The organism is Shimwellia blattae DSM 4481 = NBRC 105725 (assembly GCF_000262305.1).
GTDB classification, from domain to species: Bacteria; Pseudomonadota; Gammaproteobacteria; order Enterobacterales; family Enterobacteriaceae; genus Shimwellia; species Shimwellia blattae.
Genome location: NC_017910.1, coordinates 3208725 through 3222947, shown reverse-complemented (window position 1 = coordinate 3222947; position 14223 = coordinate 3208725). Strand labels below are relative to the sequence as shown.

The 14223-nt window shown below is 57.0% G+C and carries 15 protein-coding genes; 13 read left to right on the top strand and 2 right to left on the bottom strand.

Translation table 11 applies throughout. From position 1 onward, the window contains the following. Positions 1-138 precede the first annotated feature (138 nt). Positions 139-720 (top strand): D-sedoheptulose 7-phosphate isomerase, encoded by a 582-nt coding sequence (gene lpcA, locus EBL_RS15150; RefSeq protein ID WP_002444547.1) that lies wholly within the window; start codon positions 139-141, stop codon positions 718-720. Between the two features lie 82 nt (positions 721-802). Then, entirely contained in the window at positions 803-1570 is a 768-nt protein-coding gene (locus tag EBL_RS15145; protein ID WP_002444545.1) for a class II glutamine amidotransferase, read from the top strand. Here EBL_RS15145 and dpaA read toward each other — a convergent pair. Further along, entirely contained in the window at positions 1541-2287 is a 747-nt protein-coding gene (gene dpaA / locus EBL_RS15140; protein ID WP_002444543.1) for a peptidoglycan meso-diaminopimelic acid protein amidase, read from the bottom strand. The genes EBL_RS15145 and dpaA overlap by 30 nt on opposite strands. 470 nt (positions 2288-2757) lie before the next feature. Here dpaA and EBL_RS15135 point away from each other — a divergent pair, with 470 nt between their 5' ends. The 8 genes from EBL_RS15135 to dinB all read left to right on the top strand — a co-directional run bounded on the left by EBL_RS15135 (position 2758) and on the right by dinB (position 9968). Beyond that, on the top strand, positions 2758-4101 hold the full coding sequence (locus EBL_RS15135; protein WP_002444539.1) for a Na(+)-translocating NADH-quinone reductase subunit A: 1344 nt from the start codon (positions 2758-2760) through the stop codon (positions 4099-4101). Between the two features lie 3 nt (positions 4102-4104). Further along, a complete protein-coding gene (locus tag EBL_RS15130; protein ID WP_002444537.1) occupies positions 4105-5343 on the top strand; it encodes an NADH:ubiquinone reductase (Na(+)-transporting) subunit B in 1239 nt (412 codons plus the stop codon). Further along, on the top strand, positions 5336-6130 hold the full coding sequence (locus EBL_RS15125; protein WP_002444535.1) for a Na(+)-translocating NADH-quinone reductase subunit C: 795 nt from the start codon (positions 5336-5338) through the stop codon (positions 6128-6130). Before EBL_RS15130 ends, EBL_RS15125 begins: the two co-directional genes overlap by 8 nt. After that, positions 6123-6761, top strand: coding sequence for an NADH:ubiquinone reductase (Na(+)-transporting) subunit D (locus EBL_RS15120; protein WP_002444533.1), 639 nt, complete (start codon positions 6123-6125; stop codon positions 6759-6761). The genes EBL_RS15125 and EBL_RS15120 overlap by 8 nt, the downstream gene beginning before the upstream one ends. A gap of 6 nt (positions 6762-6767) precedes the next feature. Then, positions 6768-7364, top strand: coding sequence for an NADH:ubiquinone reductase (Na(+)-transporting) subunit E (nqrE, locus tag EBL_RS15115; protein ID WP_002444532.1), 597 nt, complete (start codon positions 6768-6770; stop codon positions 7362-7364). Positions 7365-7376: 12 nt separating this feature from the next. Beyond that, positions 7377-8600 carry an NADH:ubiquinone reductase (Na(+)-transporting) subunit F gene (gene nqrF, locus EBL_RS15110; protein ID WP_002444530.1) on the top strand — a complete coding sequence of 408 codons (1224 nt, stop codon included), beginning with the start codon at positions 7377-7379 and terminating at the stop codon, positions 8598-8600. Positions 8601-8611: 11 nt separating this feature from the next. Beyond that, positions 8612-8821, top strand: a complete 210-nt coding sequence (gene nqrM / locus EBL_RS15105) for a (Na+)-NQR maturation NqrM (RefSeq protein ID WP_002444527.1) — start codon at positions 8612-8614, stop codon at positions 8819-8821. 91 nt (positions 8822-8912) lie between these two features. Further along, positions 8913-9968, top strand: coding sequence for a DNA polymerase IV (gene dinB / locus EBL_RS15100; protein WP_014716161.1), 1056 nt, complete (start codon positions 8913-8915; stop codon positions 9966-9968). Between the two features lie 50 nt (positions 9969-10018). Here dinB and pepD read toward each other — a convergent pair whose 3' ends face one another. Beyond that, complete coding sequence (gene pepD / locus EBL_RS15095; RefSeq protein ID WP_002444523.1) at positions 10019-11476, bottom strand: beta-Ala-His dipeptidase; 1458 nt, start codon at positions 11474-11476, stop codon at positions 10019-10021. 262 nt (positions 11477-11738) lie between these two features. Here pepD and gpt point away from each other — a divergent pair, with 262 nt between their 5' ends. From gpt to crl, 3 genes are all read left to right on the top strand, one after another. Then, positions 11739-12197 carry a xanthine phosphoribosyltransferase gene (gpt, locus tag EBL_RS15090; RefSeq protein WP_002444521.1) on the top strand — a complete coding sequence of 153 codons (459 nt, stop codon included), beginning with the start codon at positions 11739-11741 and terminating at the stop codon, positions 12195-12197. Positions 12198-12315: 118 nt separating this feature from the next. Continuing rightward, positions 12316-13563 (top strand): esterase FrsA, encoded by a 1248-nt coding sequence (gene frsA, locus EBL_RS15085; protein ID WP_002444519.1) that lies wholly within the window; start codon positions 12316-12318, stop codon positions 13561-13563. 57 nt (positions 13564-13620) lie between these two features. Next, complete coding sequence (gene crl, locus EBL_RS15080) at positions 13621-14022, top strand: sigma factor-binding protein Crl (RefSeq protein ID WP_002444518.1); 402 nt, start codon at positions 13621-13623, stop codon at positions 14020-14022. Positions 14023-14223 lie beyond the last annotated feature (201 nt).

Here is a 14223-nt window from a genome sequence, read left to right as displayed (position 1 = left end):
AAATAATTACAACGAGGCTCACAATGTTGGTAACAGCCCGGGTAAAAACAGCGCGGCAAAGCGCCGGGCAGTGGTTTCCGCTTTTCCCGCTATCCGGTACACTTTCCGGGTTAACAGCAAATAATGAAGGATACCCTCATGTACCAGGATCTGATTCGTAGTGAACTGAATGAAGCGGCGGATACACTGGCCAGTTTTCTTAAAGAAGACGCCAACCTTCGCGCTATCGGGCGTGCGGCCGTGATGCTGGCCGACAGCTTCAAAGCCGGGGGCAAGGTGTTGTCCTGCGGGAATGGTGGCTCCCACTGCGACGCGATGCACTTTGCGGAGGAGCTGACCGGCCGCTACCGCGAAAATCGCCCGGGGTATCCGGCGATTGCCATTTCTGATGTCAGCCATCTGTCCTGTGTCAGCAATGATTTTGGTTATGAATATGTCTTCTCCCGCTATGTGGAATCGGTCGGGCGCGAAGGCGATGTGCTGCTGGGCATTTCCACTTCCGGTAACTCTGGCAACATCATCAAAGCGATTGAGGCCGCCCGCGCCCGCGGAATGAAAGTGATCACCCTGACCGGTAAAGACGGCGGCAAAATGGCCGGTAGCGCAGACGTGGAAATCCGCGTGCCGCACTTTGGTTATGCAGACCGAATTCAGGAGATCCATATTAAAGTTATCCATATCCTGATCCTGCTTATCGAAAAGGAAATGGCGAAAGGCTGACAGACCGGCGGGCACCGGCAGGTGCCCGCTGTATTCACAATCTCTTTGTTGTTCCCCGGGGGATGCGGGGCAGGGGGTAAACATGTGTGAGTTGCTGGGCATGAGTGCCAACGTACCAACGGATATCTGCTTTAGTTTTACCGGGCTGGTACAGCGCGGCGGCGGTACAGGGCCGCATAAAGATGGCTGGGGGATCACCTTCTATGAGGGCAAAGGCTGCCGGACATTTAAAGATCCGCACCCGAGCTTTAACTCACCCATTGCCCGCCTGGTCCAGGACTACCCGATAAAATCATGCAGTGTGGTGGCGCATATTCGCCAGGCTAACCGCGGCAACGTGTCGCTGGAAAACACCCACCCGTTTACCCGCGAGCTGTGGGGGTATAACTGGACATACGCCCACAACGGGCAGCTTACCGGTTATGAAACGCTGGAAACCGGCCACTTTCGCCCGGTGGGCGAAACGGACAGCGAAAAGGCCTTTTGCTGGCTGCTGTACAATCTGGCGCGCCGCTACCCCACACCGCCGGAAGATATGACCGACATGTTTCGCTATGTGGCGCAGCTGGCAGAGCAACTGCGCAGTAAAGGCGTGTTTAATATGCTGCTGTCGGATGGCAATTACCTGATGGCGTTTTGCTCAAACAACCTTTACTGGATCACCCGGCGGGCGCCGTTTGGGGTGGCAAAACTGCTGGACAGGGATGTGGAGATAGACTTTCAGACGCAAACCACACCAGACGATGTGGTTTCCGTGATTGCCACCCAGCCCCTGACGGGCAATGAAACCTGGCACCGGATAGCGCCAGGCGAGTGGGCGTTATTTTGCCTCGGAAACCGTGTAGTTTGAGGCCAGCTGCGGCTGAATAATCCCGGTCGTCGGGCCGCTGACAATATAGTTGCCGTTATTGACAGAGACCACCGGCGGCTGGTGATTGGCGGCAAAATAGTCATAGCCCGGTTTCAGCTGCTGCCAGAAGTCCCGGTAGTAAGAGTGCTGATGGCGCGCCATGTTCTGATCCGTCATGCGGAACGGGAAAATACTGACCTGCACCCGTGGCTGGCCAAAGATCAGCGCGCCGGTAACGAACTCAAAAATCTCATCAATACCGGTATCGGTCATGGCGTAGCAGCCCACGGAGACACAGGCGCCGTGGATCATCAGATATTTGCCATCGTACCCGTGGTCGCGATCGTACTGGTTCGGGAAACCAATATTGATAGCCTTATAGAAGCGGCTGTCCGGTTTCAGCTGGCTACGGGTGACGTTATAAAACCCTTCCGGGCTCTTGAAATCGCCCTGCCTGCGTTTCGGGCCCAGACCGCCCGAGTAGTCACAGATCCGGTAGCTGTTGGCGAGCTGGTATTTCTCACCATTTTTTACCCACAGCTCCAGGGTGCGCTCTTCCTTAAATATCTGAATATAAACCGGAGAGCCAATAAACTGATGCCGCGTTGCGGCGGTAATTGTTGATGAGCCGCTGGTTGCTGTGTTGCCACCCAGTAAACTGGCGAATGAAGAACACGGCAACAGAAGCATCGCAATAACAAATGCGATTCTGTGCATGACTGCTTGATCCTTGATAAACCCGAAACCATCGCCAGGACGGCGAAAACAGACCCAAACCAGGAGAATTCCTTACAGGAGCGCTCACATTAGCACCGCTGTTATTTTTCGCAAGCGGAGAGTGGGGCGGGCCAGTCCTTATTTTGAGGCAATCTGCCCCCGTGTACAGGGGAAGATCTTGCGAAAGTTGCGTACTGGCTCGCATTACAGAACATCTGTTGCGGGATTTTCCCCCCCGCGCTATCCTGCTGGCGGGTAATTTAATGTTACAATCCGTAACGATGATGGCCCCCTGGATAAGACTGGACGCTTTTCCGGAGCTCATTGCATTACCATAGCGGAAAGGGATCCTGCCCGCTCTGGTGTCGACTCCTGCCTTAAGTCCTTCTTAACACCATGTTATTGCTCATCACGCACGCGCTGGTTCATTCTGAACAGCGTAATATCGCTAACTTTAGTGTGCTAACATTATGATTAAAATAAATAAAGGGCTGGATCTGCCCGTTGCTGGCGTCCCGGAACAGCACATCGCAGAAGGGCCGGTTATCGGCTCGGTCGCTGTCCTGGGGGAAGAGTATGTCGGTATGCGCCCCTCGATGCGAGTGCAGGAAGGGGACCAGGTGCGTAAAGGCCAGGTGCTGTTCGAAGATAAAAAAAATCCGGGCGTACTGTTTACTGCCCCGGCCGCAGGCCGGATCACGGCGATTAACCGCGGCGAACGCCGGGTGCTGGAATCTGTGGTTATCGCGGTTGAAGGGGATGATGCGCTGACATTTGAGCAGCATCCGCCGGAAAGCCTGGCGACACTGGATCCGGATGTCGTTGAACAGCAACTGCTGCAATCCGGAATGTGGACCGCGCTGCGCACGCGTCCGTTCAGTAAATCCCCGGCACCGGGCACCCGCCCGGAAGCCATCTTTGTCACCGCGATGGACACCAACCCGCTGAGTGTCGATCCGCAGCCGATTATCGCCCGGCACCGCACCATGTTTGATGCGGGCCTCATGGTGCTGGCGCGGCTGACCAGCGGTAAGGTCCATGTCTGCCAGGCCAGCGGCGGTATGCTGGGCGGCCACCCTTGTGGTCAGGTCACTTTCAACGAGTTTGCCGGCCCCCATCCTGCCGGGTTGGTGGGGACTCACATTCATTTCCTCGCGCCGGTGAGCCTGGCGCATCAGGTCTGGCATCTTAACTATCAGGATGTGATTGCTATTGGTCATCTGTTCGTTAATGGCGAACTGTGGACCGAGCGCGTGATCGCTCTGGGCGGGCCACAGGTGAAATCACCGCGCCTGCTGCGCACCCGTCTTGGGGCATCGCTGGAGGATCTGACCGCCGGTGAGCTCAAAGAGGGGGATAACCGCATTATTTCCGGCTCTGTGCTCAGCGGCGTTCATGGCACCGGTGCCCGGGCCTGGCTGGGCCGTTTCCATTTGCAGGTATCTGTACTCAAAGAAGGCCGCGAAAAAGAGCTGTTTGGCTGGGTGATGCCCGGTAAAGACAAATACTCCGTTACCCGCACCACCGTGGGCCATTTCCTCAGAAATAAACTGTTCAGCTTTACCACGGATACCCACGGCGGCGAGCGCGCCATGGTGCCGATCGGCAATTACGAGCGCGTGATGCCGCTGGATATTCTGGCAACGCCGTTACTGCGCGATCTGCTGTCCGGTGATACGGACAGCGCTCAGGCGCTGGGCTGCCTGGAGCTGGATGAAGAAGATCTGGCGCTCTGTACTTACGTCTGCCCCGGGAAATATGAATATGGCCCGGTATTGCGCAGCGTGTTGACCCGTATCGAGCAGGAAGGATAAGTCATGGGCCTGAAGCAACTGTTTGACAAAATGGAGCCGCACTTCACCAAAGGCGGCAAGCTGGAAAAGTATTACCCGCTGTTTGAGGCGACGGCTACACTGTTTTACACCCCGGGCCACGTTACCCGCGGGGCATCCCATGTGCGCGATGCCATCGACCTTAAACGTATGATGATCCTGGTATGGTTTGCAGTATTCCCGGCCATGTTCTGGGGCATGTACAACGTGGGGCTACAAACCATACCGGCGCTGAATAAGCTCTACAGTCCGGAACAGCTCCAGCAGGTGATCGCCGGTGACTGGCATTACTGTCTGGCCCAGTGGCTGGGGGTGAACTTCACACCGGATGCGGGCTGGCTGAGTATGCTGACCCTCGGGGCGGTCTACTTCCTGCCTGTCTACCTCACCGTGTTCCTGGTGGGTGGCTTCTGGGAAGTGGTGTTCGCCATTGTGCGCAAACACGAGGTGAATGAAGGCTTTTTTGTTACCTCCATTCTGTTTGCCCTGATTGTTCCGCCCACACTGCCGCTCTGGCAGGCGGCACTGGGGATCTCATTTGGCGTGGTTATCGCAAAAGAGATCTTTGGCGGCACCGGGCGTAACTTCCTGAACCCGGCGCTGGCGGGGCGCGCATTTCTGTTCTTTGCCTACCCGGCTCAGATTTCCGGGGATCTGGTGTGGACTGCGGCAGATGGCTTTTCCGGTGCGACCCCGCTGTCGCAGTGGGCGAGCAACGGCGGTGAAGCGCTGGTCAATGTTACCTCCGGGCAGCCCGTCACCTGGATGGACGCCTTCCTTGGCAATATTCCCGGCTCCATTGGCGAAGTCTCTACCCTGATGATCCTGATTGGCGGCGCCATCATTATTTTTGGCCGCGTTGCTTCCTGGCGCATTGTCGCCGGGGTGATGATTGGCATGGTGGCCACGGCAACCCTGTTTAACCTGATTGGCTCTGCGACTAACCCGATGTTCGCCATGCCCTGGTACTGGCACCTGGTGCTGGGCGGGTTCGCCTTCGGCATGATGTTTATGGCAACGGATCCCGTGTCTGCTTCGTTTACCAGTAAAGGGAAATGGTGGTACGGGATATTAATCGGCGTGATGTGTGTGTTGATCCGGGTGGTTAACCCGGCATATCCGGAGGGCATGATGCTGGCGATCCTGTTCGCTAACCTCTTTGCGCCGCTGTTCGATTATCTGGTGGTGCAGGCCAATATCAAACGGAGGAAGTCCCGTGGCTGAGAGCAAAAATAAAGATAGCACTGGGAAAACACTGCTGGTGGTGCTGATCCTCTGCCTGGTGTGCTCAGTGGTGGTGTCCGGCGCGGCCGTGGGGCTGAAATCCCGCCAGGAGGCGCAAAAAGTTCTCGATAAACAACGCAATATCCTCAGCGTAACCGGCATGCTACAGCCGGGCATGTCTGACGCGGCCGTTATGGCGGCCTTTGACAGCCAGGTAACACCGCGGCTGCTGGATCTGAAAACTGGCACATTGCTGGATAAAGACCCGGCGAGCTTTAACCCGACCTTAGCCGCCCGGGATCCGGCCCAGAACACTACCCTGGGTGGCGATCAGGACCCGGCAGGCATTCGCAAGCGCGCCAATGTGGTTGAGATTTACCTGGTGCGCGATGCGCAAAAACAGCTTCAGGAAATTGTGCTGCCGGTCTACGGCACCGGTTTATGGTCAGTGATGCACGCGTTTGTGGCCCTGGGGCCAGATGGCAGCACGGTTAAGGGCATCACCTACTATGATCACGGTGAAACGCCGGGCCTGGGGGGCGAAATTGAAAACCCTGCGTGGCGCGCGCAGTGGGTGGGGAAAAAACTGCTGGATGAAGGCGGAAAACCGGCCATCCGGATTGTTAAAGGCGGCGCCCGTCAGGGCGATGAGCACGGGGTAGACGGGCTGTCTGGCGCAACGCTGACCGCCAATGGCGTGCAGCGCTCGTTTGACTTCTGGCTGGGGGATATGGGCTTTGGGCCTTTCCTGAAACAGGTCCGTGAGGGGGCGCTGAACAATGGCTGATATGGCAAATATGAAGGAAATCAAGCGGGTGCTGGTAAGCCCGCTGGTGGATAACAACCCGATTACGCTGCAAATCCTCGGGATCTGCTCCGCCCTGGCGGTGACCACAAAACTTGAAACCGCGCTGGTGATGACCATTGCGGTGACCCTGGTGCTGGCGTTTTCTAACCTGTTTATTTCACTTATCCGCCACCATATTCCGGGCAGCGTGCGCATCATCGTGCAGATGGCGATTATCGCCTCCCTGGTTATCGTGGTGGACCAGATCCTGCGGGCCTATGCCTACCAGATCTCCAAACAGCTGTCGGTATTTGTCGGGCTTATCATCACCAACTGTATCGTGATGGGCCGCGCAGAAGCCTATGCCATGAAATCGCCGCCGCTGGCCAGCATGATGGACGGTATCGGCAACGGTCTGGGCTACGGGGTTATCCTGATTATTGTCGGCTTCCTGCGTGAGCTTATCGGCAGCGGCAAGCTGTTTGGCATCACCGTGCTGGAGACGGTACAAAACGGTGGCTGGTATGTGCCTAATGGCCTGTTCCTGCTGGCGCCCAGCGCGTTCTTTATTATCGGTCTGCTGATTTGGGTTCTGCGTACCCTCAAGCCAGAACAACAGGAAAAGGAGTAACGGACCGTGGCTCATTATATTAGTTTGTTTGTGCGCGCGGTGTTCGTTGAGAACATGGCGTTAGCCTTCTTCCTCGGTATGTGTACTTTTCTGGCGGTGTCCAAAAAGGTCTCTACCGCGTTTGGGCTGGGTGTGGCGGTTACCGTGGTGCTGGGGATTTCCGTACCTATCAATAACCTTATCTACAACCTGGTGCTGCGCGACGGCGCAATCGTTGAAGGGGTGGATCTGAGCTTCCTCAACTTCATCACCTTTATCGGGGTTATTGCGGCGCTGGTACAGATCCTGGAAATGGCGCTCGATCGCTACTTCCCGGCGCTGTATAACGCACTGGGCATCTTTTTGCCGCTTATCGCGGTGAACTGCGCCATTTTCGGCGGTGTTTCATTTATGGTGCAGCGTGATTACAACTTCACCGAGTCCATCGTTTACGGGGTGGGCTCCGGGGTGGGCTGGATGCTGGCGATTGTGGCGCTGGCGGGTATTCGCGAGAAGATGAAATACGCCAACGTTCCCGCCGGGCTTAATGGCCTGGGGATCACGTTTATCATCACGGGTCTGATGGCGCTGGGCTTTATGTCCTTCTCCGGTGTACAGCTATAAGGGCGCATAAATATGGAAATTATTCTTGGCGTGGTGATGTTCACGCTTATTGTCCTGGTCCTCTCGGTGCTGATTTTGTTTGCCAAATCAAAGCTGGTGAAATCCGGGGATGTGTTAATTGAGGTCAACGGTGAGGCGGACAAACAGTTTCACACGCCTGCGGGCGGTAAACTGCTGAATACGCTCTCTGACCAGGGGATTTTTATCTCTTCTGCCTGTGGCGGTGGCGGTTCCTGCGGCCAGTGCCGGGTAACGGTAAAAGAAGGGGGCGGTGAGATCTTACCGACGGAGCTTTCCCATATCACCAAGCGTGAAGCCAAAGAAGGCTGCCGCCTGGCCTGCCAGGTAGCAGTGAAAAGTGATATGAAAATCGAGCTGCCGGAAGAGATCTTCGGGGTGAAGAAATGGGAGTGCGAGGTTATCTCGAACGATAACAAAGCCACCTTTATCAAAGAGCTTAAGCTGCGTATTCCCGAAGGGGAAGCGGTGCCGTTTCGCGCCGGTGGCTATATTCAGATTGAGTGTGGCCCCCATGAGGTGAACTACGCGGACTTTGATATCCCCGAAGAGTACCGTGGCGACTGGGACAAATATAATCTGTTCCGCTACCGCTCGGTGGTAAAAGAGCCGTGCATCCGCGCCTATTCAATGGCGAACTACCCGGATGAGAAAGGCATCATCATGCTGAACGTGCGTATCGCCACGCCGCCGCCCTCTGCGCCGGATGCACCGCCGGGGATCATGTCCTCTTATATCTGGTCTCTCAAAGCGGGCGATAAGGTCACTATCTCCGGGCCGTTTGGTGAGTTTTTTGCCAAAGATACCGATGCGGAAATGGTCTTTATTGGCGGCGGTGCCGGTATGGCGCCGATGCGCTCCCATATTTTTGATCAGTTAAAGCGCCTGTCTTCAACGCGCAAAATCAGCTTCTGGTACGGGGCCCGCTCGCTGCGCGAAATGTTCTATCAGGACGAGTTCGAACAGCTGGCCCGGGATAACCCGAACTTTACCTTCCACATTGCGCTTTCAGAGCCGCTGGCGGAAGATAACTGGACCGGCTACACCGGGTTTATCCATAACGTTCTGTATGAGCACTACCTGCGGGATCACCAGGCGCCGGAAGACTGCGAGTTCTATATGTGTGGCCCGCCAATGATGAATGCCTCCGTTATCACCATGCTGCACAGCCTGGGCGTAGAGGATGAAAATATCCTGCTGGATGACTTCGGCGGCTGAGGAGATAAACCATGACTATCTTTCTGGCGACGTTTGCTATTTTTCTGCTGGTGGTGCTGGGCATGTCGCTGGGCTATCTGGTGAAACGCAAATCCCTGCAGGGCAGCTGCGGGGGGATCTCCTCACTGGGGCTGGAAAAAGTATGTAACTGCCCGGAGCCCTGCGATGCGCGTAAAAAGCGGATCGCCCGGGAGGCACAGCGCCAGAACCGGATTATCTGACTCGCCTTCATCCCCCCGTTCCCGGGGGGATTTTCCCTTTCGTAAAATTCACTGTATACTTATCCAGTAATCTGTGGCCGGGTAAGATATGATGCGTAAAATCATTCATGTGGATATGGACTGCTTTTTTGCCGCCGTAGAGATGCGTGATAACCCGGCGCTGCGCGATATTCCGCTGGCTATCGGCGGGAGCCGGGACCGGCGGGGCGTTATCAGCACGGCTAACTACCCGGCGCGTAAATTTGGCGTGCGCAGCGCCATGCCCACCGCCATGGCGCTGAAATTGTGCCCCCATCTGACACTGCTCCCCGGGCGCTTCGAGGCCTACAAAGAAGCGTCGCGCCAGATTCAGGCCATTTTTGCCCGCTATACCCCACTTATCGAACCCCTCTCCCTTGATGAGGCCTACCTTGATGTTACCGACACGGCCCTGTGCCACGGCTCCGCCACGCTGATAGCCCGTGAGATCCGGGCCACTATTTTTCGTGAGCTCGGGCTGACCGCTTCCGCCGGGATAGCACCGGTGAAATTTCTGGCCAAGATCGCCTCTGATCTGAATAAACCCGATGGTCAGTACGTGATAACCCCGGAGCAGGTGCCCGGTTTTTTGCAGGGCCTGACACTGGGCAAGATCCCCGGGGTGGGCAAAGTCACCGCCGCAAAGCTCGACGCGCTGGGGCTGCGCACCTGTGCCGATGTGCAGCAGGCGGATCTGGCTATGCTGCTCAGGCGGTTCGGGAAATTTGGCCGGGTACTGTGGGAGCGCAGCCAGGGTATCGACACGCGTGAGGTCAGCAACGACCGGCAGCGTAAATCGGTGGGGGTGGAGCGTACCCTGGCGGAGGATATTCACCAGTGGGAAGCGTGTGAAGCGATTATTGAGCAGCTCTACCCGGAGCTGGAAAGACGCCTGCAGCGGGTGCGCCCGGATCTGGTGATTGCCCGCCAGGGCATCAAGCTGAAGTTTGAGGATTTCCAGCAGACAACCCAGGAGCACGTATGGCCGAAGCTGAACAAAGCGGACTTACTGCGCACGGCCCGGCAAACCTGGGATACCCGGCGCGCGGGTCGCGGGGTGCGGCTGGTGGGGCTGCATGTCAGCCTGACAGACCCCCTGCTGGAGCGCCAGCTGGTGCTCGGGCTGTAACAAAAACGCCCCCGCAGTGCGGGGGCGTTGAGGCTCAGGCGTGCGGGGAATTACTTCGCCGGAATGGCTTTGAGCAGCTCGGTCAGCAGGGTCCAGTACTGGCCTACGCTTGCGATATGTACCTGCTCATCCGGGGAGTGCGGCCCGGTAATGGTCGGCCCGATGGAGACCATATCCATCTCCGGATACGGTTTCTTGAACAGGCCACATTCCAGACCCGCGTGGATCACCTGAATGTTCGGGGTCTTGCCGAACAGGCGCTGGTAGGTCTCGCGCACCAGGTGCATCACCGGGGAGTTGGCATCGGGCTGCCAGCCCGGGTAGCTGCCTTTGGCTTCGGTGCTGGCACCAGCCAGCGCACCGAGGGACTCCAGCATGCTGACCACATACTCTTTACCGCTGTCGATAAGCGAGCGGATCAGGCAGATAACCTGCGCTTGATCAGCATCAGTGGTGACCACGCCGAGGTTCAGAGAGGTTTCCACCACGCCTCTGGCGACATCTGAATTACGGATCACCCCGTTCGGGGTGGCGTTCATCAGGCGGATAAACGCATCGCGGCTGGCATTAGTCATCGCCGCGTGGGTGGTGGCGATATCGTCAACCTGCACGGTGATGTTTTTCTCAACCGCCGCCAGCTCATTTTTCAGGATAGCCAGGTAGGTGCCAGCCAGGGTTTTCAGGGTCGCGACATTTGCCGCCGGTACGGCGAGAACGGCAAAGGCTTCACGGGGAATGGCGTTACGCAGGGTGCCGCCGGTGAAGTCAATCAGCCGTGCGTCCAGCTCTGCCGCGTGGCCTGCCAGGAAGCGGGCCAGCAGTTTGTTGGCATTACCCAGCCCCAGGTGGATATCGCCACCGGAGTGGCCGCCTTTAAGGCCTTTGAGGGTCAGCTTCACGGTCTGGTAGCCTGCCGGAATCGCTTCGCGATCCAGCTTCAGCGTGGTGATGAAATCAATGCCGCCAGCGCAACCCATGTAGATTTCGCCTTCTTCTTCTGAGTCGGTATTGATCAGAATGTCACCCTGCAGCCAGCCGGCCTGCAGGCCGAAGGCGCCATCCATGCCGACTTCTTCGGTCATGGTCAGCAGCACTTCCAGCGGGCCATGCTGTACGCTGTCATCCGCCAGCACCGCCAGGGCGGAAGCCATGCCGATGCCGTTATCCGCACCCAGGGTGGTGCCACGGGCTTTGACCCATTCGCCATCCACATACGCCTGGATGGGATCTTTGGTGAAATCATGAACCGTGTCGTTATTCTTCTGCGGCACCATATCGAGGTGTGCCTGGAGCACGACAGGTTTGCGGTTTTCCATGCCGGGGGTGGCAGGTTTACGGATCAGAATATTGCCTACCTGATCACGCTCAGCGTGCAGCCCTTTCTCTTTTGCCCAGGACAGGATGTGCTCTGCCAGCTGTTGCTCATGATAAGACGGATGAGGAATAGAACAGATTTTGGCAAAAATATCCCACAGTGGTTGCGGGGATAATTGAGACAATTCAGACACGATGAGTCTCCTTGAGGTTGACGCGGCGCCACAGGCGCGGCCGGTCGTGGTTTTACCGGAATGTTAGTCATCACAAGCGGGGCTTGCGCAGTGGGCTGAGGATAACACTTTATCGGGCCTGGTGGAGCACTTCCCCGGGGAAATTCCGGCCGCAAGCCCGTTAAACACTGGTTTTTCGTGCTACAGATCTCTATAATCTCGCGCAACCTATTTTCCCCCGAACACTTTTTAAGCCGTTTTTAACAGGCTGGGATTCATTCACATGAGCGAAAAATACGTCGTCACCTGGGATATGTTGCAGATCCATGCACGCACACTGGCAAGCCGCTTACTGCCTGCCGACCAGTGGAAAGGCATTATTGCGGTTAGCCGCGGTGGTCTGGTTCCCGGGGCTCTGCTGGCACGCGAGTTAGGGATCCGTAATGTGGACACCGTGTGCATCTCCAGCTATGACCACGACAATCAGCGTGAACTGAAAGTTATCAAACGCGCCGAAGGGGATGGTGAAGGCTTTATCGTCATCGACGATCTGGTCGATACCGGCGGTACAGCGGTGGCTATTCGTGAGATGTACCCGAAAGCGCACTTTGTGACGATTTTCGCTAAACCGGCTGGCCGCCCGCTGGTGGATGATTACGTTATTGATATCCAGCAAAATACCTGGATTGAGCAGCCCTGGGATATGGGGATCTGCTTTGTGCCGCCGCTGGGTGGCCGTTAATCCCCACGCGCAGTGCACCACAACTGAAGATTTACGCCCGGCTTGTCCGGGCGTAATTTTTTTTACGCCGGGAGCAGGTACAATAGGCGCTATGACTGACATTCAGAGGTAGAACGCAATGCCCCAGGCTAACCTCAGCGAAACTCTTTTTAAGCCACGTTTCAAACACCCCGAAACATCCACTCTGGTACGCCGCTTTCAGCAAGGGGAGGGGCCGTCTATCTCCTCCGCCCTGGACGGGCGCACCGATCACCGCTGGTATCGTCTGCTTAACCGCCTGCTGTGGGTATGGCGCGGTGTCGATCCCCGCGAAATCATTGAGGTGCTGTCGCGGATTGCGGCCAGTAAGGCCGAGCGCACCAGCGATGACTTATTCGATACGGTGGTGGGTTACCGGGGCGGCAACTGGATCTACGAATGGTCTAAGCAGGCGATGGTCTGGCAGCAGAAGGCCGGGCAGCAAAGCGAGCCTGCCCGCATTGGCCGGGAATGGTTAACGGCCAGCAACCTGTACAGCATTGCCGCGTATCCGTTCATCAAGGGGGACTCGCTCTCTGAGCAGGCCCTGGTGCTGGCGAATCGTGCCTATTCAGAGGCCGCAGAGCACCTGGGCGGCAGCCTGCGCCAGCTGGATTTCAGCATCCCTGGCGGCAGTGATATCACGGGGTTTTTACACCTGCCGGATAATGTCGAAGGGCCGTGCCCGACGGTGTTACTTTGCGGCGGGCTGGACTCGTTACAAAGCGATTATTATACCCTGTTTGAGCGCTATTTTGCCCCGCTGGGCATGGCGATGCTGACGATTGACGTGCCCTCTGTCGGCTTATCCAGCAAATGGACACTGACCCAGGACACCAGCCTGTTGCACCAGCATGTGCTGCAGTCCCTGCGCGATGTGCCCTGGGTGGATCACACCCGGGTAGCGGCGTTTGGCTTCCGCTTTGGGGCGAATATCGCGGTGCGCCTGGGGTATCTGGAGGCCGGGCGTCTGAAGGCGGTGGCCTGCCTGGGGCCCATTGTCCATAGCCTGTTGATAGACCCCTTACAGCAGGGGGCCGTGCCTGAAATGTACCTGGATGTGCTGGCCAGCCGCTTAGGTATGGCGGATGCCTCCGACAGCGCACTGCGGGTAGAGCTGAACCGCTATTCGCTGAAAACCCAGGGGCTGCTCGGGCGGCGCTGCCCGACACCGATGCTTTCCGGGTACTGGGATAATGACCCGTTCAGCCCGGAAGAGGAGTCCCGGCTGATTGTTTCATCCTCCTGTGATGGCAAACTGCTGCAGATCCCGTTCCGCCCGGTGTACCGTAATTTTGATAAAGCCCTTTCTCAGACCGCCGAGTGGATGCGTCATCGTCTCGGTTAATGGATTGCTAATTTTTAACAGTTTGGTAAAACAGTGACTTCACAACAGGAGATCGCAATGACGTTACCAAGTGGACATACCAGAAGTAGATTACTGAAGAAGTTCCACGCACTGGGCCCGTATCTGCGGGAAAACCAGTGCGGGGACAGCCGTTTCTTTTTTGATTGTCTGGCCGTGTGCGTGAATGTGAAGCCCGCGCCGGAAAAGCGTGAGTTCTGGGGCTGGTGGCTTGAGCTGGATGCACAGCCAGACCATTTTACTTACGTCTACCAGATAGGGCTGTTTGATAAAAACGGCCACTGGGTGGCAACGGAAATCAGCGATCCGCAAGTGGATGAGAAACTGGCCCAGACGCTGCGGGATTTTCACGAACGCCTGCGTGTTCAGCTGGAGGAGCTGAAACTGGGGCTGCTGCCTGCCGACGACAGCAACGGCCTGACAATCAAGCTGACGGCGTAACGGACTCTGGCGGTGATTGCGCCCGCCGGTTTACCCCGCTGCCAGTAGCCACCTTCCGGGTGGCTTTTTTTTGGCCCGGATAACGCAATGTAGCGGCGGGGTGGGGATGGGCCCGGAAAAATGGCATTATATGGCGTGCGGGATTTTTTCTTCGCCAGTTGGCAAGCGGCGCCATGCCTGCTAAAACGTCAGCTGGTTAAT